The following is a 20,654-nucleotide window of genomic DNA, read 5'->3' on the forward strand; positions in this document are numbered from 1 at the left end:
CCTTGCTGCTTGAGAACATCATATCCTCTAAATAAGACAAATGTTGTCTTATTTAGAGAATAAGATAAAATAAATAATGAAGAATGGGGGGGGCATTTATGCAGAAATCGCAGCGCCTGATTCAATTAATGATGATGATCAATGCAAAAAAGTCGTTTACCGTAAGAGAGCTGGCCGACGAATTCGGACTCTCCGTCCGAACGATATCAAGAGATCTGGATGAGCTGAGCGGGCTCGGCGTCCCCATTTACTCTGTGCAAGGACGAGGCGGCGGCTACAGATTGCTGCAGGAACGTATGCTGCCACCGATCAGTTTCACGGAAAGCGAAGCGATTGCCATCTTTTTTGCCTGCCAATCCCTGAGCTACTTCAGTACGCTGCCCTTTGGTGAAGGAGCCGCCACGGCACTCCATAAGTTCTATCATTACCTGCCGGCAGATATTAAGGAGCAGATCGACCGTCTTAAGGATCGCGTCATGATTCACAGCCCGTTCCGTCCGATGTCGGCCGATATTTTACAAACGTTAATGCAAGCCGTCATGGTCCGGCAAGCGGTCACGATCTCCTATCGTTCTTCCGCCGGAAGCAGCCAGCGGCATATCCAGCCGATCGGGCTGTATGCAAGCTCGGGGTACTGGTATTGTCCCGCCTACTGCTTTACGCAAGAGGACATCAGGCAATTCAGGGTTGACCGGATGACGGCGGCCAGCCCCAATGAATCCTTATCGATCCGTGAAGATATCGCGAGTCAAACGCTGCAGGACATTCCCGGGATCGGGGATGTCGAGATGAAGTTTTTTGAGGTAGAATTAACTTCCAAAGGGGTTTGGCTGCTCGAGACGGATACACGGCTCGGTTCCCATATCCATAGGAACACGGACGGCAGCGGGGTCGTTCGGCTTGAAATACCGGCAACCGACGTCAACTTTTATTCGGACTATGTATGGCGTCTCGGAGAGGAGGCTGTCATCACCTCCCCAGCCGAAGCAGTTCAATGGACCCGGGAGAAAATTGAATCCATGAGGCTAAGGTATACATAAGGACAACTCAATCCCAGTTGGGAGAAATGAAGGAGAGAATATGCATGACTTCACAAGTGGATCGCTTAATTGAGCGGATAACGGAAGAGCTTCGCGGGGTACCCGGCGTTACAGGAGTCGTTCTCGGGGGATCCAGGGCCAAAGGAACCGCCAGACCGGATTCCGATATCGATATCGGCATTTATTATGATGAAGCCCAAGGATTCAGGGTGGAGGACATCGCCAAAATCGCGAAGAAATTAGATGACGAGCATCGGGACGGGATTATCACTTCATTGGGCGAATGGGGAGCCTGGGTTAACGGAGGCGGCTGGTTAGTGATCGAGGGGTATCATGTGGATTTCTTATTCCGGGATGTGCACCGCGTGTCCGGCATCATCGACGACTGTTCGGGAGGTAAGGTGTCCGCCCATTACCAAACCGGACATCCGCATGCTTATCTGAATGTCATGTATATGGGGGAAATTGCGATCTGCCGTATATTGTGGGACTCGGATAACCGCATACAGACTCTGAAAGCCAAAACGGCTCCCTATCCGAAGCCACTGCAGGATGCGATGATCGGCTATTTCACTTTCGAGGCATCCTTCTCTTTGATGTTGGCGAGTAAAACGGCTTCCAGCGATGACGTCACGTATGTTACAGGTCACTGCTTCCGCTCCATTTCGTGCTTGAACCAGGTGCTCTTTGCCAAAAATGAAATGTACTGTATCAATGAGAAGCGTGCGGTGGCCATGATCGAGACCTTCTTCCGCAAGCCGGCGAATTACAAGGAACGCCTGGACCAAGTGATCACGCTGCTCTCATCGGATACAGAAAAAACAAAACAAGCCACTGCGCTGCTTCAGGACCTTATAACCGAAACGGAAGCTTTGTAGCGCGCACGGCCCTCATTTCTTATTCATCCATTTGTAAGACACACGGTCTGCAAACCGCGGAAACAGCTGATACAGCCTTATGCCAAAGGAGGCCAGTCTCGGAAGATTCAGTTCTTCCTTGCGTTTATGAACCAGCTTTACAACCTGATCCGCAACATAATCCGCCTTCATCATGAACCAGCTTACATTCTTGACATACCCGCCGGTCGGATCGGCCAAGGAAAAGAACGGAGTATCAATCGGTCCGGGATTTACGGTCGATACGGTTATGCCCGTGTTCCGCAGCTCCTGCCGGAGTGAATTGCTGAACCCTAGCACGGCATGCTTGGTAGCCGAATAGGCGGTGGATTTGGCCGTTCCGATCTTCCCCGCCATGGATGCAATGTTGACGATTTGGCCGTCCCCTTGCTTCAGCATGCACGGCAGCACCGCTTGCGTACAGCGTACAATGCCCATATAGTTGACGTCCATCATATCCTGAAACTCTTCCTGCGGCATGTCCATAATACTTTCAAACTTGCCGTATCCGGCGTTGTTAATCAGCACATCGATTCTGCCGTGCCGCTGAAATACGGCCTCCATGACAGACGACACCTGCTCAGAGTTCTGAACATCCATGGTTGCCAGCTCGTGGGGACCGGATAAACGCGCACCCACCTCCTGCAGACGATCGGCCGAACGGGCGCACAGAACAACGTAAGCTCCCTGAGCGGAGAGCTTCTCCGCGATCAAGGCACCGATTCCGCTGGATGCTCCCGTAACAACTACAACTTTATGATTCAGCATGATTTCATTATCCCTTTCCTCACCGGCACAGCCCTCCATTCTAAAATATCCAGAGAGCAGCTTTACGCACGGACTTGGGTTCATTACTCCTATTTTATGAAATCATGACTTGAATATCCAGCTCTCCGATTCCTTCCATTCGAAGCGGAATACAAAGCGCCTTCTTCTGAATAAGACTGGAGGTGCTATCCGACTTCATTACCTTGGGAGGTGTGATATCCACGCTGACGCCCTGGTTCGATAAAATGGTGCTGGCATTGCCGCTGATCATGTTGCCGAGCTCTGAAATCGCGCTTTGCCCCATCTCATCCATTTCGGTAATGACATAGCCGCCCATCATCACCGATACCATCTGCAGCGCTACCTGCTCCTGAATTCCAAATACAATGTCACCGTTCATTTGGCCTGTCATGCCGATTTGGATCCAGATATGATTCTCCATATATCCGATCTCTTTGACCCCAAGATTCCCCGTGGAGGGTGAAACCTGTATGACTTGTTCGATAACGTGTCGTGCGGACTCTAAAAAAGGATTGATGACTTCCGCTTTCATTCCTCATTACGCCCCTTTCACTGGGTTGTTGGTCAGGGTCCCAAAGTCCCACCTATATATTTAAACATTATAATGGATACCTTGTAATAAATCATCACAAAATAGCGACAGCCCTCATTCCGACCACGGTCTTACCATGTCAGCTATCGCTTGGAACGCTTTAGTACGAAGATATTCCTTTCGCTTAAACGGGCCTTAGGTCTTACCTTTTTTCTATGTCTACTTTACTATTATCGGATCGTTTCCCCATCTTTTAATAATAATTAAAATGAAAATAAAAATGTTTTTCATCTTTTTCGGCCGAAAACCGTCCGGTTTGCTCCCTTCGTTGCTCCACCGGGGAGAATAACCTATAATTTAAAACATACAGGTTGCACGCGATAGATGAGCGGAAGAATAAATCAAGAAGGAGGAAGGCTATGAACATCAGCCAATTGGAAACGCTTATTACCATCTCCAAAACGATGAGCTTTCGCAAAGCGGGAGAGCTTCTTAATCTGACACAACCGGCGGTATCCGCCCAGATCAAGAGCTTGGAGGAAGAATTTAAAACGGTGCTGGTGGACCGGAGCCAGCCCGTGACGTTAACGGACCGGGGCCAGGTCTTCGTGGACCATGCCGAGCAGATCCTCGGCATCGTGGATGAGCTGAAGCAGCGGCTGTCGGACCTTGATCAAACCCCCCAGGGTCATATCCAGCTGGGCACAACCACTTCCATAGCGATTCAGATCCTGCCGCGGGTACTTTCCTACTTCCAGGATCAATTCCCTCACATAAAAACAACCATTCAATCCATGGCCTCTTCCCAAATCTACCACAGCGTGGAGAACGGGCTCATCGACATCGGGATCGGCTATCTGATCGAGCGCAATCCCAACTTAAGCACATCCGTTCTGTATTACGATACCTTTGAGCTGGTCGTATCACCCCAGCATCCGCTGGCCAAGCTTTCCACGGCCAACATGGATGTGCTGGCCGGAACCCCCCTTATTCTGCTAACGCGCGACACCGTCGGCCGCCGCTTCGCCGATGAAGTCATGAAGAAGCACGGCGTCGATCCTCAGGTGGTCATGGAACTGTCCAGCAGCGAAGAAATCAAGCGGATGGTCGAGATCAATCTGGGCGCAGCGATCATATCGAAGCAATCCGTCGCGACGGAGCTGCGCAACGGCACCCTGCAGATCGTTCCCCTAAGCGAGCTTGAAGTCAGCCACCCTGTCGGCGTAATCTATAAGAGCGGGCGTTATGTCAGCTCGGCCATGCGCCAATTCCTTAGCGACCTGAAGGGCATGCCCGAGACCCAATTCATCAGCAGTGAATAATGCGGGCCGCCCCTTAGAACCATAACCAATCAATCGACATGAAGGAGGTCAATATGAAATTCGATCTGCATACCCATCACTTTCGCTGCGGCCACGCCGACGGCAATATCCGGGATTACATCGAGGCTGCGATCGCGGCAGATTTAAAGGTCATCGGGATCTCCGACCATACGCCATACTTCGGAAGCCCGGAAGAGCAGCCCTTCCCGGCCATCTCCATGGCAAAAGCGGACTTTGCGGCATACGTGCAAGAGGTTTTGGACTTAAAACGGGAATATGAGGGGAAAATCAAGGTCCTGCTGGGCATCGAATCCGATTATTTCCCGAACCATGCCCAGGTTTACCAGCAGGCGTTATCGGCCTATCCCTTTGACTACATCATCGGCTCCATCCATCACGTCAGGGATGTCAGCATCTTCAACAAGAACCGCTGGAAGAAGCTGACGCCTCAGCAGCAGGTTGCGGATAAAGAGGAATACTTCAATCTGATCCGCCAATCCGCCAGAAGCGGAATGTTCCAGATCATTGCCCATATGGATGCGATGAAGGGCAATTATCCGCTGTTCTCCGAGATCAAAGCCGATGAAGCGATCGAGGAAACGCTGAAAGTCATTGCGGAATCGGGCCTCGCCATCGAAATCAACACGTCCGGCAAAACCAAGCTGTGCGGCGGCTGGTATCCGTCGAACGCCATATTGGAAGTAGCTCACCATCACGGCGTCGAGGTCACCTTCGGCTCCGATGCCCACAAACCGTCCCGGGTCGGAGACGAATTTGACGAAGTGGCCAAGGTGCTTAAGGAAATCGGATACACGGAATGGGTCTATTTCGAACAAAAACAGAAGGTGCCCGTACCTCTTTAACAGGTACTCCTTCTGTTTTTTTCATTTATATCGGTATATTGGCCGCAAAATAGGCAAAAAAAGTGGACCCGTTACCGGGTCCAAAACATAATATATATTCTCAAAAGGGGGTCATGTGATAAGTTTAACCCGCTGCTGTTAGAGTTTGATAACAGGTATATTTCAATTGTGTAACAAATTCCAAGTGATCCTTTCATCTTGAACTTTTCAGATTACATATTCCGCTTTCGCTTAAACCATGGACCGCAATGTAAGCACGGTAAGCTCCGGCTTGCATAGAAAACGAAAAGGCAGATGCGTCGTGCCGATTCCCCTGTTTACATAGAGCTGCATGCTTCGGGAACCTATAGTGTACAGGCCCTGCACGTAACGTTTGGCTCCAGGCGGCGTGATCACCTCGCCCATCCAAGGCAGGCGGATCTGTCCTCCGTGGCTGTGTCCGGATAGCTGAAGATGAAAGGGATAGGCTGCCGCAGTATCTGCATAATCCGGCTCGTGCATCAGCAGCAGCTTGAACATGCCTTCGGGCAGATCCCGAATGGCGGCTTCCGGATCCGGCGTTCCCCAGATGCCATCGTCCAAACCCGCAACGGCGAAGACGGCACCCTCCCGCCTCAGCTTCACGGCGTCGTTTCGCAGCACTTGAAACCCGGCCTCCTCCTCCAGAGCAATCAATTTCTGAACGTCCCCGTAATCATGGTTGCCTAATATAGAGAATAAGCCTAGCGGGGCTTTCAGCTGAGCGAGCGGTTGTATCGCAGCCCTCATATCTTCCGCATTGCCGTCCACCATATCTCCCGTAAAACAGATCATGTCCGGTTTTTCATGATGAATGGCTTGCACCACACGGGCCGCGTTGTCCGCCCCTGCATGAAAGCCCAGGTGTAAATCGCTAAACTGGACGATCTTCATGCCATCAAAAGCCTTGGGCAGCGAAGGAAACGTTAGCGTGTGTCTCGTAATATCCAATTGACGAGGCTCCCATAACGACGCATAAGCTCCGCCCGCAAGGCCAGCTCCGGCCAAGACGGAAACGCCGATCTTCAGAAATCGGCGGCGCGACATCCTCTTCTGTTTAAGATCTCGCTTCGCCTCCCCGCCGGCTGTACCCTGGGGCATCTCCGAAGATAGATTTCTCATAGGGGGACATCCTCCTATATAATAATGAAAGAATTCAAGTATTAACGCTCTTATGTTTATTCATATACATGAAATAACAAGAGAAAGGGGTTTATATATGACTGTTAACGATTCGATCGCAGCCATAGTTTCGGCACAGCGGCATTTTTTTCATAAAGACATTACCAAGGAAGTGGATTTCCGTCTCCAGCAGCTGACCAAGCTGCGCCAAATCCTGATTGCCAGAGAGAACGATATCATGGAGGCGCTGCGCAAGGACCTGAACAAGAGTGAACAGGAAGCCTTCACGACCGAGATCGGAATCGTCTACAAGGAGCTCTCCTTTATCATAAAGAATTTGAAGCGCTGGGCCAAGCCGCACCGCGTCAAAACCGCGCTGACGCATGTGGGCAGCAAGGGAATGGTCTACCCGGAGCCCTATGGGACGGTTCTGATTATCGCTCCCTGGAATTATCCTTGGCAGCTGGCCATCTCCCCGCTGATCGGTGCCTTGGCCGCCGGGAACACGGCCATTGTGAAGCCCTCCGAACTGACGCCTAACGTATCCGGACTCATTACGGCCATCACGAAGGAGACGTTTGAGCCGGAATACGTGGTTTCTGTAGAGGGAGGACCCGAGGTTAGCACGAGCCTGCTGGAGCAGCCTTTGGATTATGTCTTTTTTACCGGCAGCACCCACGTCGGCAAAATCGTCATGGAAGCCGCCGCCAAGCAATTGACACCGGTAACGCTGGAGCTCGGGGGCAAGAGCCCTTGCATCGTCCACGAGGATGCGCCCCTTGCCCTGGCGGCTTCGCGTATCGCATTCGGCAAGTTTACGAATGCAGGCCAAACGTGCGTCGCTCCCGATTATGTGCTTGTGCACAGCAAGGTGAAGGAGAAGTTCATCGCGCACCTGAAAGACGCCATCACTTCATTCTACGGCGAGACCCCGCTAACCAATCCCGATTATGGGCGCATCGTTTCGGAGAAGCATTTTGACCGGCTTTCCAAGTTTCTGGACAACGGAACCCTGCGCCACGGCGGGGGCACGTCACGGGAAAAGCTGCTCATCGAGCCCGCCGTGCTTGACGATATCACCTGGGATATGCCGATCATGGAGGAAGAAATCTTCGGTCCGCTGTGTCCGATCCTGACTTATGAGGATCTGCACGAGGCGGTCCAAGCGATTCAAGCCCGTCCTAAGCCGCTCGCGCTTTACCTGTTTACCGAGAATGAAGATGTGCAGGATTACGTGCTCTCCTCGGTTTCTTTTGGCGGGGGATGCGTCAACGACACGCTGATGCACCTGGCAACCCCCTTCCTTCCGTTCGGAGGCGTCGGCGAGAGCGGGATCGGCTCGTATCACGGGGAATACAGCTTTCACACGTTCTCCCATAGAAAAAGCGTGCTTAAGCAAACCAACCGGTTTGATTTTAAATTCCGTTATCCTTCCAAGAACGGGCTGGGCATTTTAAAAAAGCTGATGAAGCCTTAGCTTTCATCCAGCCTTCGCTTTCCTGCCCCGTTAGCTATAACTAATAAAGGAGCACCGTTGTCGGCGCGCCTGTTTCACTTGGATGAATGTTTTCTGCGATGCGGCATATTGCCCTTTGTCTTCACTTCGCCGCCCTCCGTCTCCAGTCCGTCGTCGCCGGGCTTAAAGATCCGGCGCAGCGTCCCCAGCATGGACAGCGCATAAGCAACGGTAACGAAGCTGAATGCAATCTCCAGCACCACGACAAGCCGGGACGTATTATCGACAGGGGCTACATCGCCATACCCGACCGTGACAAACGTCGCCATGCTGAAATACAGGAAGGTAATGAACTGGCTCAGCAAATCCTGACCGAGGTTCTCGCCTTCGAAGGAAACGCCCCCGAACAGCTTATAGATCGACATATACACCACCGTGAAAAATAGAATGCACATCCCCGCCGCCATGCTGATCCGAACCAGGGTCGTTTTCATATCGACATGCTGATGGACAGAGTCTGCAATCTTATCGAAGATATACAGCACATAGAAAATAACGGAGCATAATGAAAACAGCAGAATCAGGGCCCGCATGCCGCCTTCTCCGGGTACGACATGCATGAGATCAATCCAGCCGAGCAGATCCTCGACCGATATCAGGATATAAATGAGCAGCGGCGCCAGCAGCAAAGGCCTGCTGGACCACTTCTTGTCCATGCTGTAAAACAGATAGATCAACAACAGCAAGCCTGCCAAATTGAGCAGCCACATCCACCAAGACATCTCAAGTCCCTCCTTCAGCTTGAGGCCCGCAACCTGCAGGCCGTGCCATTACGTCCTATTACCCTCGAAACGGCACCTCTGCACCTGGAGGTCATTGGCAGCTGGCAAGAACTGACTATAGCCCGTGGTGATGTCCGGATATCTTGTGTTGCGTCGGCCCCAACACTCGCCCGCGGCAACTCCGAAAGCTTGCGCGATGCGCCGCTAACATTTAACGGTTCTTCTCCATCCACGACACGGCATAATCCACCATGGCCCGCTGTTCAGCCAGTATGCAGTCCGCCTTTCCTACGCGTCCATGGATATACGCATCGGGGCACTGCGCTTCGAACGAAGCCCCTAATGCCTCGAAGTCGTCCGAATGATAGTTGATATCCTGAAACGCCTGCCACTCCGTTACTCCCTGTACCCTGCGGACTGGCGCATGAGCGGTAACCGCCTCCTTGCCCTTCCAATTGGCGCGGTATTCGCTGAGGTGGAACGACGTATTGTTGCCATAACCACTGCCCAGCATAAGCACGTACGCGCCCGCATCATATAAGCGTGCCAGTGGAGACGCTTCGCCTAAGCTATGATCCAGCGGATGGGATTGCATAAGGACTCTGGCATCCCTGCCGCGTGCCGCAAACGAAACATGCGGATGAGCGCTTCGGATAACCCCTTCTTGTTTACGGAACGCTTCCGGAATGATCCCCATTCCCGAAGTGACCGTCAGATCCGGATCATACGGCGGCATGCCCTCGCGGATCAGATTCCACCATTTTGGATCGGCCGGCGGATTTCCCCATGTCTTTGGATCGGTTAAGTTCGCGGATTGCGTCGGCATCACCAGCGTCCCTTCTTCCCCCAGCACGTCTTCGAGTGCCAGTATGACGGCCTCCGGACCGCCGACGATCCACCCGCCCACACTCCTGAGCGAGGAATGGACCAGCAAGGTCATGCCCTTCCGTACGCCCAGAGCGGCCAAATCATCGCTAATATCCTTTGTCGTAATCGGTCTTTCTATGATCAAGCGACTCACCTCAGATTCAATTCGAAGATTTCCTGTCCTATGAAAAAAACACATAAATTATAGCACAACAAAAAGCGCCTGTACCGAAGCCATGCCCCGGTCAGACGCCTTGGTGTTGAAGTTAACCGATTAAACGCTAAGCCAGCGCTTAAACAGCTGTTTGGTCGTATCCTTGTTCATCTCCGCAATGGACGTTGTCAGCGGAATGCCCTTCGGACAAGAACGCACGCAGTTCTGCGAGTTACCGCAGCCCTCGATGCCTCCGTCCTGCATCAGCGCTTCCAAACGCTCCTCCTTGTTCATCTCGCCTGTCGGGTGAGCATTGAACAAGCGAACCTGGGAGATCGCGGCCGGTCCGATAAAGTCCGTTTTTTCGTTGACGTTCGGGCAAGCCTCCAGGCATACGCCGCAGGTCATGCACTTGGACAGCTCGTAAGCCCACTGACGCTTCTTCTCCGCCATTTTGGGGCCAGGACCAAGGTCATAGGTGCCATCGATCGGAATCCACGCTTTCACGCGCTTGAGAGCCGTGAACATGCGGCTGCGGTCGATCACCAAGTCTCTCACGACCGGGAACGTCTTCATCGGCTGAATCCGAATCGGCTGCTCCAGCTTATCGATCAAGGCCGCGCATGCTTGGCGCGGCTTCCCGTTAATGACCATGGAGCAAGCTCCGCACACTTCTTCCAGGCAGTTGGAGTCCCAGCATACGGGTGCGGTGGTTTGGCCCTGCGCATTTTTGGGATTGCGCTGAATTTCCATCAGCGCACTAATGACGTTCATGCCGGGACGGTAAGGAATTTCGAATTCCTCGGTATAGGACTTCGTCTCCGGATTGTCCTGACGTGTAATGATAAATTTAACGCTCTTTGAGGCAGCTGCCGTTTGAGACATCGTAAATCCCCCTTCCTTCTTACTTGTCTTTCGAATAGTCGCGAATCCGCGGCGGGATTAAGGAAACATCCACTTCTTCATATGAAATCTGTGGTCCATCCGGCGTCCAAGTTGCTTTGGTTGTCTTGAGGAAGTCTTCATCGTTACGATCCGGGAATTCCGGCTTGTAGTGAGCGCCCCGGCTTTCGTTCCGGAGAAGCGCACCCAGCGTCATGGCCTCGGACAGCTCCAGCATGTTCCACAGCTGACGCGTGAACGCCACGCCCTGGTTGTTCCAGCGGGAGGTATCCGTCATATTGATATTGCGGTAACGCTGCTTCAATTCCTTGATTTTGCCGATGGTTGCTTCAAGCTTGTCATTATAACGAACAACCGTCATGTTGTTGGTCATCCATTCACCGAGCTCTTTATGGATCACATAAGCATTCTCGGTTCCTTCCATCTTGAGCAGGCCTTCGTACTTGGTGGTTTGCTCTTTCGCTGCGCGGTCAAATACCGTGGAGGATACATCCTCTGCGGATTTCTTCAGGCCTTTGACATATTCGATCGCTTTCGGTCCGGCCACCATGCCGCCGTAAATGGCGGATACCAGGGAGTTGGCTCCCAAACGGTTCGCGCCGTGATATTGATACTCGCATTCGCCGGCTGCGAACAGCCCTGGAATGTTGGTCATTTGGTTGTAATCGACCCACATGCCGCCCATGGAGTAATGGACTGCCGGGAAGATTTTCATCGGGATTTTGCGCGGATCGTCGCCCATGAATTTCTCATAGATTTCGATGATGCCGCCGAGCTTGACGTCCAGCTCTTTCGGATCCTTATGGGAGAGGTCCAGGTAGACCATGTTCTCGCCGTTGATGCCGAGTCCCATATCAACGCAGACGGAGAAGATTTCGCGCGTAGCGATATCGCGCGGCACCAGGTTTCCGTAAGCAGGGTATTTCTCTTCGAGGAAATACCAGGGCTTGCCGTCTTTATAGGTCCAGATCCGTCCGCCTTCGCCGCGTGCCGACTCGGACATCAAGCGGAGCTTGTCGTCGCCCGGAATGGCCGTCGGGTGAATCTGGATGAACTCGCCGTTCGCATAATGAACGCCTTGCTGATACACGGCACTAGCCGCTGTTCCCGTATTGATAACCGAGTTGGTTGTTTTTCCGAAAATAATGCCGGGACCGCCGCTGGCGAGAATGACGGCTTCAGCCTTGAACGACTTGATCTCCATGGAGCGCAGATCCTGGGCGGCAATGCCGCGGCATACGCCTTCGTCGTCGATGATCGCATTCAGGAACTCCCAGTTCTCGTATTTGGTCACAAGCCCCGCAGTTTCCCAGCGGCGAACCTGCTCGTCAAGCGCGTACAGCAGCTGTTGGCCGGTGGTCGCGCCGGCAAACGCGGTACGGTGGCGCTTCGTTCCGCCGAAGCGGCGGAAATCGAGCAGGCCTTCCGGCGTGCGGTTAAACATAACGCCCATGCGGTCCATCAAGTGGATGATGCCCGGCGCCGCTTCGCACATCGCTTTGACCGGAGGCTGATTCGCAAGGAAGTCGCCGCCGTATACGGTATCGTCAAAATGCTCCCAAGGAGAGTCACCTTCACCTTTCGTATTTACGGCTCCATTGATGCCGCCTTGCGCGCACACGGAGTGAGAGCGTTTAACGGGTACAAGCGAGAATAGATGAACGTGAGCGCCTGCTTCCGCCGCTTTGATGGTTGCCATCAGCCCGGCGAGGCCGCCGCCCACTACGATAATATTAGATGCCATTTTTCGTTCACTCCCCTTTAACTTAAGACTGTCTTAACTACATCGATCGCTGCCGTCGCCGCCTGGAATTCGGAACCGCGGAATGCTGTCATGGCAAGAACGAACAGCACGCTCATCAATACGAACAAGCCCATGCAGATGTAAGTGGATACCTTCTGCGCGCGCGGACCGACGGTGATGCCCCAGCTGACGAGGAACGCCCACAGGCCGTTAGCGAAGTGGAAGGTAGCGGAAACAACGCCGATGACGTACAGAATAAACAGAACCGGATTGTTCATGATGCCGTGCATCGTGGCGCCCAAATCGTCATGCGTGATTTTGCCGATCATGATTTGGAAGCGCGTATCGTACATATGCCAGATGACAAAAACGAACGTAATAACGCCGGTGATCCGTTGGATGGTGAAGCGGATGTTCCGTTCATAGTTGTAGTTGCCCACGTTGTTATTCGCCTGGTAAGCGATGTATAACCCGTAGACGCCGTGATATAGCAATGGCAGCCAGATCAGGAACAGCTCGAGGAAAAAAATCAGCGGCATGCTGTTCAAAAAATGGACCGCGCTCGCGAAGCCTTCCTTTCCACCCTCGAAAGCCTTAAAGTTGGAAATCATATGGCTGAGCAAAAATGCCCCAAGCGGTATGACACCGAGCAAAGAATGCAGCTTTCTGGAATAATACCCTTTCATCAGTTGACGTTCCCCTTTCCAATGTACAGCGTTTTCATTTTCAATCTTTCCTATTTTCAGAACAATTACACTTCCCCTGCCCTAAAAGAGGTTGTTCAAAAAGCCATGCAACGACAAAAAGTTGCCTATTTCAGCAATCGTGTGAACAACTTGTGTCATGTTTCATGTTACTCCTTTTTTTCTTATAATGGAATTGCAATATAATTATTAATCGTTATAATCTATACGCATAAGCAACGTTTTGCACGCATGTCTATTTTAATAGGAGGATTTCCATGTTCGAAGAACTGGACGTGTTCGCCGTCGTCGTGGAGCAATCCAGCATCAATCAAGCCTCCAAGCTGCTCAACTTGTCACAGCCGGCCCTGTCCCGAAAAATAGCCAAGCTGGAGGACCAGCTCGGGCTGCAGCTGTTCAACCGCCGCGGCAAAAGGCTGGAGCTTACCTCCATCGGGCAGATTGTGTATACCTTCGCCCTGGAGCAGCGCCAGCAGCAGATCAAATTCTTGCAGACCTTGGCCCATTACCGGGAAGGGGACCAAATCTCGATTAACCTGGGCGCCAGTCTGACCACGCTGCAGACCACCCTGCCCCCGCTGGTCAATGCCTTCATGGAGCGTCATCCGTCAGCCGAAATCAAGCTCATCACCGGCAAGACCCATGAAATCGTGTCTTATGTAAGAGATAAACGGGTGGATGTCGGCATTGTTGCTTCATCCATCAATCAGCCGGGCTTGAACTGCATCCCGCTGTTCGATGACCATCTGGAGCTTGTCATCCCGTCTTCACATCCGCTGGCGGAAATCGAGGATGTGGGCATCGAACAGCTTCAAGGCCTGCCGATGATCATATTTTCGACCGGAACCTGGTACCGCAAGCTGACGGACGATCTGTTTCACCGCTGGGGCATCATGCCCGATATCCGGATGGAGATCGACTCCTTCGAAGCGATCGTCAGGCTGATCCCGACCTGCAAGGCGGCCGCGCTGCTGCCCAAATCCTATCTGAGGCCGCAGCTGCTGTCCGATAACGGGCTCGTCGACATTCATATTCCGGCACTCATCGAAACCCGGCGAACGACTTCGCTGATCTACGGACAAGCCTCGGAGCTGAGCAAGGCGGCCAGCCGCTGGATCGAAGAAACGGAGATCCTGTTCCGCAAGCTGGAGGAAAATAAATCGAAAAAAAACTGACGATATTTCGCAATCGTCAGTTTTTTTCTACTATATTTATTTTTCGAGCATATTCACGACTTCGGACTCAAAGCGGTCCACGTTGTCATTGGAGCCGATGACGACCATAATGTCGCCGGAGTTCACGACGTCCATGGCCGTCGGAGCAACGATAATGCCGGACTGTTTATTCAGCGCCACCACGCTGACGCCGTACCGGACCCTCGTATTAAGCTCGCTCAGCGTTTTCCCGTCCATGCAGTCCGTGACCGTCATCTCCACAATCAGATAATCCTTGGATAATTCGATATAATCAAGCAGGTTCGGCGTCACGAGCTGGTGCGCTACCCGGATCCCCATATCCCGCTCGGGAAAGATGACCCGGTCCACGCCAAGCTTCTCCAGCGCCCGGCCGTGCAGCACCGAAATCGCCTTGGCAACGACCATCGCGACACCCAGCTCTTTCAACAGGATGGCGGAGAGGATGCTCATCTGAATGTCGTTCCCGATCGCAACGATCCCGCAGTCGAAGTTGCGGATGCCGAGCGATTTAAGCACTTCCTCATCCGTCGCGTCCGCCACCACCGTATGCGTCAGCAGCTCGCTCATGTCCTCGACGACCTCTTCGTTCCGGTCGATGCCGAGCACCTCATATCCCTGTTCCATCAGCTCCAGCGCCAGACTGGCGCCAAATCGCCCCAAACCGATGATTGCAAATTGCTTTGGTTTCATGTCTCTCCTATACCCCTTATCCAATTATCATTTTGCCTTCCGGATGACGATATAATTCTTTACCCTTTTTCGGCCCTAGTGCATAAGCAAGCGTCAAAGGCCCCAATCGACCCGCAAACATCGTAAGGCTGATCAGGATCTTGCCGAACACGGTCAAATCGGGCGTTAAGCCCATGGAGAGACCTACCGTACCGAAGGCGGATGTCGTTTCGAATAGAATCTCCAGGAAGTCCCCTTCCTCTGTCGTCGACAGAATCATCGAGACGGTTAGAACGAGCAGCAGGGCCAGCAAGGCAATGGTCAGTGCCTTCAGCACCCGCTCCTGGGCCAGGCGATAACGGAACATGACGATGTCTTCCCGCCCGCGCATCATCGCAATGACCGCCCCTACCATAATGGTAAAGGTCGTGGTTTTGATGCCGCCGCCGGTTGACCCTGGAGATGCTCCGATAAACATCAGGATGACGATAAAAAATTGCGTTGCCTGTCTGAGCCCCGTAATATCTATAGTATTCGCGCCCGCCGTACGCGGCGTTACGGATTGGAATAACGCGCCGAAGAATTTCCCGCCCCAGTTCAGGGAACCCAGCGTTCTCGGGTTGGTAAATTCAAATATGAGAATGACGATAAATCCGACCGCAAGCAAGGCAGCCGTCATCGTGAGCACCACCTTGGAGTGCAGGGAGAGCCTCCGCTGTTTTCGGTAATCGATCAGATCGGAGAGCACAATAAATCCAATGCCCCCGGAAACAATCAAGAACATCACGACGAAGTTGACTACCGGATCGTATACATACCCGGTCAAACTCCGAAAATCGCCAAACAAATCGAAGCCGGCGTTGTTAAACATCGTCACCGCATGAAAAACTCCGTAATATATCGCCCGGCCCAGCGGCATATCAAACGCCCAACGAACCGATAAAAGGACTGCGCCGCAGGCCTCGATGACGAGCGAGTACAGCAGTACTCTGCGTATCAGCCTTACGATGCCTTCCATCGAGGACTGATTCATCGCTTCCTGCAAGATTAGACGGTCTTTGAGCGATATGCGTCTCTTCAGAACCAAGGCGAATAAAGTAGCCATCGTCATGAATCCGAGCCCGCCGATTTGAATCAGCAGCATGATCACGACTTCTCCGAAGGAACTGAATGTCGTTCCCGTATCCACCACGACCAGGCCCGTTACGCACGTTGCCGAGGTGGAAGTGAACAAGGCGTCAGTAAATCCAAGCGGTTCGCCCGTCGTCGTCGAGATTGGCAGCATTAACAGCCCGGTCCCGATGAAGATGATGGCCGCAAAACCAAGCACGAGAATTTGGGGCGGAGACAATGTAAGCCAGTTTAATTTAGCGTTCAATCGGACACCTTCTTTAAAAAAATCAACGAAAAAAGACACTGGAAAACGCAGTGCCTTTCGGTCTGGTTCCTGTGCAACAGCCTACGAGGTTAGCTGACGGATTCGGGCATTTCCACAGGTCGCCCTATTCATTATTCCGGGAATAATGAAATTCACCCCAATTACATGGTTCCCCCATTTTCATTACGAAATTCGGCTGGAATATTCGGTTCCTTCAAGCATGATGTGATTATAACTCAATCCGGTACGTAAACCCAATGCCGTTTTTCGCCCGAAATATCTTTAAAAGAGCGCGAATTGGGCATATTCAAGAATACAAGCGTAGGGTTCTCTAACGTTTTCGAAACCTTTCATTCATTTTCATCGATTTATTTCAATATTCCGATAATTGGGATAAGCTGCTTATGGCTTTCATACTATGTTATATTGACTCTATGCGTTCTTAATCAGGCATATCGAATACCAGTGGGAGTATCAACTTTCTTAGAGGAGGAATTTCATGAATCGTGCAAGAGAGCCCTTGAAGCTGAAGCCCAATCTGAAGCAGCTCATCGCGCCTGCCGCAGTCGGCCTGATTCTGTTCCTATTATTTCAGGTATTTCCGTGGGCGAATCCGGACGATACCGAGATGGCCTCGCCGGATATCATTTCCAAGGAGCAGGCTCGGCAGGCAGCTTCAAGGTTTGCTCAGGAGCATCTGCAGTTTGCGGCTGCGGACACGGACGAAGCCTTGGTTACATATCAATCCAAATCGGAACTTTACGGATATCTGGCGAAGGAGAAGAGACTTTCGGAATATAACAAAACCTATGAAGCCAAATATCCCTATGACGTATACCGCGTTCGCTTCAGCGAGCCTGGAGGCGATGCCCTCAATGTGGACGTGCACATGCAGAATTCCGGCATCGTCGGATTCTCGTATGATTATGCCCGCTCCAGCTTTGACCGGATCGAGCTGAACAAGGGCGAAATTCAGAGACAGATGCTGCTCGTCGTTGAGGATGGCATGACATTGGCCGAGAAGCAGGCGCTGGCCGAGCCATGGCTTCAGCGGGCGGGTTATGACCTGTCGAATCTGGAGCTGGTTACGAAGGAAGGGGAGCCCCGTCTCAAATATGTGGACCCTGAATCCAGGATCGGGGACTCCAGGCTGGAGCACCGCTTCACCTTCGAGCAGGGGAAATTGCGCTCTTATGAGCCCTCCTTCTCGGTCCCGGCCGCCCACTCCGCTTATGTCAACAAGCAGACGCAGGATGCCACCCTGCTGACGCTCGCCGGGTACGGCCTGTTCACCCTAATCCTGGGCATTCTTGCGATTGTGTACAGCGTAAAGACCAGGGCCTACACCTCGTTTAAGCGCGGCCTGTTCTTATCGGCGCTGCTGTTCGTCATTCAGATGCTGAACACGTACAATCTGATTCCCGTTTTCAAATCCGAAGGCATGTCGCAAACCGGCGTGCTCGGGATGATGATTTTCTATGCCGTCTATTCGCTCGTTTTCTCCGCCCTGCTCTATTTCTCCCTTGTCGGCGGCAGCGGGCTGTGGCATAAAGAAGACGGGCTCAATCCATGGCCGCGCGCCAAAGAACCCGGATACGGGCACTACGTGCTGGACAGCATGAAGCTGGGGTATATGTGGGCCTTCATCCTGCTTGGCGTCCAATCCGTCATCTTTATCGGTCTTGGCCTGACCCTGAATACATGGTCCACCACGGATGCGACGCAGTCGCCTTACAACATGCTGTATCCTTGGCTGTTTCCATTGATGGCCTGGCTGGCCGGCATATCCGAGGAGGCCGTGTACCGGCTGTTCGGCATCAAGATGGTGAAAAAGATCGTCCGCAATACCTTTGTCGCAAGCTTGATCACCTCGCTCATCTGGGCGCTGGGACATACGCTCTATCCGATATACCCCGTGATCTCCCGGCCGATTGAGCTGGTCATCATCGGTTTGCTGTTCAGCTACATCTTTTTGAAATACGGGTATTTGGCGGCCATGTTCTCCCATGTCATCTTCAACAGCATCCTGATGGGCATCAGCCTGATCATGCTCAAGGATGCCGCCAACCTGCTGACGGGCGCTTTTTACATGGTGCTTCCGGCGATTGTAGCCTATGCGATTTACCGTTTCAACCCGACAAAAAAAGAGAAGCCGTATGTCACGACTCCTCCTCACGAAGTGCATTAAGAATTTCCGTTGCTAATTTTTCACCGATTGAAAGGGGCTTGAAGTCTTCGACTGAAGCCTCTTTTATTTTTTTGACCGAGCCAAAATGCTTCAGCAGCATTTTGCGGCGCTTCTCCCCGATGCCCGGTATCGAATCCAGCTTAGACGTCACCATCGATTTCCCGCGCTGCTCGCGGTGGAAGGAAATCGCGAAACGGTGAACCTCATCCTGAATGCGCTGGAGCAAATAGAACTCCTGGCTGTCCCGAGGCAGCGACACCGGCTCCGGCGGGTCTCCGACCATCAGCTGCGCCGTTTTATGCTTGGCATCCTTCACAAGCCCGCAGACCGGGACGAACAGCCCCAGTTCATTCTCCAGCACGTCGATGGCCGCTGAGATCTGTCCCTTCCCCCCATCGACGACAATGAGGTCCGGAAGCGGCAGGTTCTCCTTCAATACACGCTCGTAACGCCGCCGGATCACTTCACGCATCGTATCGTAATCGTCCGGCCCCTGCACGGTACGGATCTTATATTTGCGATATTCCTTCTTATCCGGTTTCCCGTTGGTGAATACAACCATGGCCGATACCGGATTTGCGCCCTGAATGTTCGAGTTATCAAACGCCTCGATCCGGTTCAGCGACTGAAGGCCGATCACCTCGCCCAGATTGGCCGCTGCAACCGAGGTCCGTTCTTCATCGCGCTCAATCAAGCGGAATTTCTCATCCAGGGACACCTTTGCGTTATCCGACGCCATGCCGACCATCTGTTTCTTCAAGCCCCGCTGCGGCACGTGAACCTTCACGCCCAGCCATTCCTGCAAGGCGGCAGCGCCCCCGGCAGCATCTACGAGGCCGGCGGCCTCCGCCTGCTCCGCCTGGGCTTGGACAAGGACTTCCCGCTGTTCTTCGGATGCATCCGTGGTCAGCTTCTTCTCCGTTTCCGCGGCTTCGCCTGCGTCCCGGGCACCTTGATCTCCGGCGCTTCCGGTTGCCGTCTCGGAGCCGGCCTCCTCTGCCAACAGCGGCCCAGGCAGCAGAATTTCCTGCGGCAATGCAGGATTATCGCTGTAATACTGGGCTATGAACGACATGAAATCACTGTGCGCATCCCCGTAGAACGGAAAAACGGACTTGTTGCGCTGCACCATTTTGCCTTGGCGCATGTACAGAATCTGCACGCACATCCAGCCTTTGTCCACGGCATAACCGAATACGTCGCGATCCCGGGTATCCGTTGTCGTGATCTTCTGCTTCTCCATGAGGGTATCAATATGGATGATTTGGTCCCTGAGCTCCTTGGCACGCTCGAAATACAAATCCTCCGCGGCCTCCTGCATCTTTCGCTGCAGTTCCTTCTTGATCTCTTCGTGCCCGCCGCTCAGGAAGGAAGTAATCTCTCCCGTAATCTGTTCATAGGCGGACTTCGGCACTTCCTTCACGCATGGAGCCAAGCATTGTCCCATATGGTAATACAAGCAGACCTCTTTCGGCATAACGCCGCATTTGCGCAGCGGATACATCCGGTCCAGCAGCTTTTTGGTCTGCTGCGCCGCATACGCGTTGGGATACGGACCGAAGTATTTGGCTTTATCTTTAAGCACCCTCCTGGTCACTTCCAGGCGGGGATGCTCTTCATTCGTTATCTTAAGGTAGGGATAGGTTTTATCGTCCTTCAGCAGCACATTGAATCTCGGCTGATGGGATTTGATCAGATTGCACTCCAGAATTAACGCTTCCATGTTGCTGCCCGTCACGATGTATTCGAAATCGCGGATTTCCGAAACGAGCATCTGGGTCTTCCCGTTATGGCTCCCGGTAAAATACGAGCGCACCCGGTTCTTCAGCACTTTGGCCTTGCCCACGTAAATAATCGTGCCTTCATGGTTCTTCATCAGGTAGCAGCCCGGCTGATCCGGCAGCAATGCCAGCTTGTGGCGAATATTCTCCTGCGCCTTCTCCTGATCCTGAAGCCGTTTGGCAGAATCGTCCATGCTATTCCTCCTCTCCAAGGAGATTGTATGATATTAACATTATTAATATATACCAT

Annotated in this window: 18 protein-coding genes and 1 riboswitch; of the genes, 7 read left to right on the forward strand and 11 right to left on the reverse strand. The window is 52.7% G+C overall.

Annotation, left to right across the window (positions count from 1 at the left end; genetic code table 11):
- Nucleotides 1–98 precede the first annotated feature (98 nt).
- Complete coding sequence (locus tag M1D70_RS26665; RefSeq protein ID WP_456288420.1) at nucleotides 99–1,040, forward strand: helix-turn-helix transcriptional regulator; 942 nt, start codon at nucleotides 99–101, stop codon at nucleotides 1,038–1,040.
- Between the two features lie 44 nt (nucleotides 1,041–1,084).
- On the forward strand, nucleotides 1,085–1,918 hold the full coding sequence (locus M1D70_RS26670) for a nucleotidyltransferase domain-containing protein (RefSeq protein WP_456288421.1): 834 nt from the start codon (nucleotides 1,085–1,087) through the stop codon (nucleotides 1,916–1,918).
- Nucleotides 1,919–1,930: 12 nt separating this feature from the next.
- On the opposite strand, the gene M1D70_RS26675 is transcribed toward M1D70_RS26670, so the two are convergent.
- Both M1D70_RS26675 and M1D70_RS26680 read right to left on the reverse strand, forming a co-directional pair.
- The gene (locus tag M1D70_RS26675) at nucleotides 1,931–2,704 is read right to left on the reverse strand and encodes an SDR family NAD(P)-dependent oxidoreductase (RefSeq protein ID WP_456288422.1); all 774 of its coding nucleotides are present in this window, start codon (nucleotides 2,702–2,704) and stop codon (nucleotides 1,931–1,933) included.
- A gap of 94 nt (nucleotides 2,705–2,798) precedes the next feature.
- Nucleotides 2,799–3,257, reverse strand: a complete 459-nt coding sequence (locus M1D70_RS26680; RefSeq protein WP_009593072.1) for a chemotaxis protein CheX — start codon at nucleotides 3,255–3,257, stop codon at nucleotides 2,799–2,801.
- A 419-nt stretch (nucleotides 3,258–3,676) separates the two neighbouring features.
- Between M1D70_RS26680 and M1D70_RS26685 the strand changes: the two genes are divergently transcribed.
- Nucleotides 3,677–4,579, forward strand: coding sequence for a LysR family transcriptional regulator (locus M1D70_RS26685; protein ID WP_009593067.1), 903 nt, complete (start codon nucleotides 3,677–3,679; stop codon nucleotides 4,577–4,579).
- A 53-nt stretch (nucleotides 4,580–4,632) separates the two neighbouring features.
- Complete coding sequence (locus M1D70_RS26690) at nucleotides 4,633–5,442, forward strand: histidinol-phosphatase (RefSeq protein WP_090908850.1); 810 nt, start codon at nucleotides 4,633–4,635, stop codon at nucleotides 5,440–5,442.
- Nucleotides 5,443–5,673: 231 nt separating this feature from the next.
- Here the strand turns inward: M1D70_RS26690 and M1D70_RS26695 are convergent, their stop codons facing one another.
- Complete coding sequence (locus M1D70_RS26695) at nucleotides 5,674–6,582, reverse strand: metallophosphoesterase (RefSeq protein ID WP_456288423.1); 909 nt, start codon at nucleotides 6,580–6,582, stop codon at nucleotides 5,674–5,676.
- A gap of 97 nt (nucleotides 6,583–6,679) precedes the next feature.
- Here M1D70_RS26695 and M1D70_RS26700 point away from each other — a divergent pair, with 97 nt between their 5' ends.
- Nucleotides 6,680–8,059: an aldehyde dehydrogenase gene (locus M1D70_RS26700; protein WP_456288424.1), complete on the forward strand. Its 1,380-nt coding sequence runs from the start codon at nucleotides 6,680–6,682 to the stop codon at nucleotides 8,057–8,059.
- Nucleotides 8,060–8,133: 74 nt separating this feature from the next.
- Here M1D70_RS26700 and M1D70_RS26705 read toward each other — a convergent pair whose 3' ends face one another.
- From M1D70_RS26705 to M1D70_RS26725, 5 genes are all read right to left on the reverse strand, one after another.
- Nucleotides 8,134–8,820: a potassium channel family protein gene (locus M1D70_RS26705; protein WP_456288425.1), complete on the reverse strand. Its 687-nt coding sequence runs from the start codon at nucleotides 8,818–8,820 to the stop codon at nucleotides 8,134–8,136.
- A gap of 211 nt (nucleotides 8,821–9,031) precedes the next feature.
- Nucleotides 9,032–9,832 carry an aminoglycoside N(3)-acetyltransferase gene (locus M1D70_RS26710; protein WP_456288426.1) on the reverse strand — a complete coding sequence of 267 codons (801 nt, stop codon included), beginning with the start codon at nucleotides 9,830–9,832 and terminating at the stop codon, nucleotides 9,032–9,034.
- Nucleotides 9,833–9,961: 129 nt separating this feature from the next.
- Entirely contained in the window at nucleotides 9,962–10,726 is a 765-nt protein-coding gene (sdhB, locus tag M1D70_RS26715; RefSeq protein ID WP_009592902.1) for a succinate dehydrogenase iron-sulfur subunit, read from the reverse strand.
- A gap of 19 nt (nucleotides 10,727–10,745) precedes the next feature.
- Complete coding sequence (gene sdhA, locus M1D70_RS26720; protein ID WP_009592884.1) at nucleotides 10,746–12,488, reverse strand: succinate dehydrogenase flavoprotein subunit; 1,743 nt, start codon at nucleotides 12,486–12,488, stop codon at nucleotides 10,746–10,748.
- A 17-nt stretch (nucleotides 12,489–12,505) separates the two neighbouring features.
- A complete protein-coding gene (locus tag M1D70_RS26725) occupies nucleotides 12,506–13,174 on the reverse strand; it encodes a succinate dehydrogenase cytochrome b558 subunit (RefSeq protein WP_015737405.1) in 669 nt (222 codons plus the stop codon).
- A gap of 275 nt (nucleotides 13,175–13,449) precedes the next feature.
- Here M1D70_RS26725 and M1D70_RS26730 point away from each other — a divergent pair, with 275 nt between their 5' ends.
- Nucleotides 13,450–14,367 carry a LysR family transcriptional regulator gene (locus M1D70_RS26730; RefSeq protein ID WP_009592853.1) on the forward strand — a complete coding sequence of 306 codons (918 nt, stop codon included), beginning with the start codon at nucleotides 13,450–13,452 and terminating at the stop codon, nucleotides 14,365–14,367.
- Nucleotides 14,368–14,403: 36 nt separating this feature from the next.
- Here the strand turns inward: M1D70_RS26730 and M1D70_RS26735 are convergent, their stop codons facing one another.
- Nucleotides 14,404–15,078 (reverse strand): potassium channel family protein, encoded by a 675-nt coding sequence (locus M1D70_RS26735; RefSeq protein WP_009592874.1) that lies wholly within the window; start codon nucleotides 15,076–15,078, stop codon nucleotides 14,404–14,406.
- 16 nt (nucleotides 15,079–15,094) lie between these two features.
- On the reverse strand, nucleotides 15,095–16,435 hold the full coding sequence (locus tag M1D70_RS26740) for a TrkH family potassium uptake protein (protein ID WP_015737407.1): 1,341 nt from the start codon (nucleotides 16,433–16,435) through the stop codon (nucleotides 15,095–15,097).
- Between the two features lie 63 nt (nucleotides 16,436–16,498).
- Nucleotides 16,499–16,643: riboswitch (cyclic di-AMP (ydaO/yuaA leader) on the reverse strand.
- A 291-nt stretch (nucleotides 16,644–16,934) separates the two neighbouring features.
- Between M1D70_RS26740 and M1D70_RS26745 the strand changes: the two genes are divergently transcribed.
- Complete coding sequence (locus tag M1D70_RS26745) at nucleotides 16,935–18,623, forward strand: CPBP family intramembrane glutamic endopeptidase (RefSeq protein WP_009592906.1); 1,689 nt, start codon at nucleotides 16,935–16,937, stop codon at nucleotides 18,621–18,623.
- Here the strand turns inward: M1D70_RS26745 and uvrC are convergent.
- Complete coding sequence (gene uvrC, locus M1D70_RS26750) at nucleotides 18,595–20,598, reverse strand: excinuclease ABC subunit UvrC (protein WP_456288427.1); 2,004 nt, start codon at nucleotides 20,596–20,598, stop codon at nucleotides 18,595–18,597. The genes M1D70_RS26745 and uvrC overlap by 29 nt on opposite strands.
- Nucleotides 20,599–20,654: the final 56 nt, after the last annotated feature.

It is taken from the genome of Paenibacillus sp. AK002 (assembly GCF_053903045.1).

What these genes read in the sequence shown, in the direction of transcription:
- M1D70_RS26665 (WP_456288420.1), top strand. Translation starts at nt 99, where the DNA reads ATGCAGAAATCGCAGCGCCTGATTCAATTAATGATGATGATCAATGCA.
- M1D70_RS26670 (WP_456288421.1), top strand. Translation starts at nt 1,085, where the DNA reads ATGACTTCACAAGTGGATCGCTTAATTGAGCGGATAACGGAAGAGCTT.
- M1D70_RS26675 (WP_456288422.1), bottom strand. Translation starts at nt 2,704, where the DNA reads ATGCTGAATCATAAAGTTGTAGTTGTTACGGGAGCATCCAGCGGAATC.
- M1D70_RS26680 (WP_009593072.1), bottom strand. Translation starts at nt 3,257, where the DNA reads ATGAAAGCGGAAGTCATCAATCCTTTTTTAGAGTCCGCACGACACGTT.
- M1D70_RS26685 (WP_009593067.1), top strand. Translation starts at nt 3,677, where the DNA reads ATGAACATCAGCCAATTGGAAACGCTTATTACCATCTCCAAAACGATG.
- M1D70_RS26690 (WP_090908850.1), top strand. Translation starts at nt 4,633, where the DNA reads ATGAAATTCGATCTGCATACCCATCACTTTCGCTGCGGCCACGCCGAC.
- M1D70_RS26695 (WP_456288423.1), bottom strand. Translation starts at nt 6,582, where the DNA reads ATGAGAAATCTATCTTCGGAGATGCCCCAGGGTACAGCCGGCGGGGAG.
- M1D70_RS26700 (WP_456288424.1), top strand. Translation starts at nt 6,680, where the DNA reads ATGACTGTTAACGATTCGATCGCAGCCATAGTTTCGGCACAGCGGCAT.
- M1D70_RS26705 (WP_456288425.1), bottom strand. Translation starts at nt 8,820, where the DNA reads ATGTCTTGGTGGATGTGGCTGCTCAATTTGGCAGGCTTGCTGTTGTTG.
- sdhB (WP_009592902.1), bottom strand. Translation starts at nt 10,726, where the DNA reads ATGTCTCAAACGGCAGCTGCCTCAAAGAGCGTTAAATTTATCATTACA.
- sdhA (WP_009592884.1), bottom strand. Translation starts at nt 12,488, where the DNA reads ATGGCATCTAATATTATCGTAGTGGGCGGCGGCCTCGCCGGGCTGATG.
- M1D70_RS26725 (WP_015737405.1), bottom strand. Translation starts at nt 13,174, where the DNA reads ATGAAAGGGTATTATTCCAGAAAGCTGCATTCTTTGCTCGGTGTCATA.
- M1D70_RS26730 (WP_009592853.1), top strand. Translation starts at nt 13,450, where the DNA reads ATGTTCGAAGAACTGGACGTGTTCGCCGTCGTCGTGGAGCAATCCAGC.
- M1D70_RS26735 (WP_009592874.1), bottom strand. Translation starts at nt 15,078, where the DNA reads ATGAAACCAAAGCAATTTGCAATCATCGGTTTGGGGCGATTTGGCGCC.
- M1D70_RS26745 (WP_009592906.1), top strand. Translation starts at nt 16,935, where the DNA reads ATGAATCGTGCAAGAGAGCCCTTGAAGCTGAAGCCCAATCTGAAGCAG.
- uvrC (WP_456288427.1), bottom strand. Translation starts at nt 20,598, where the DNA reads ATGGACGATTCTGCCAAACGGCTTCAGGATCAGGAGAAGGCGCAGGAG.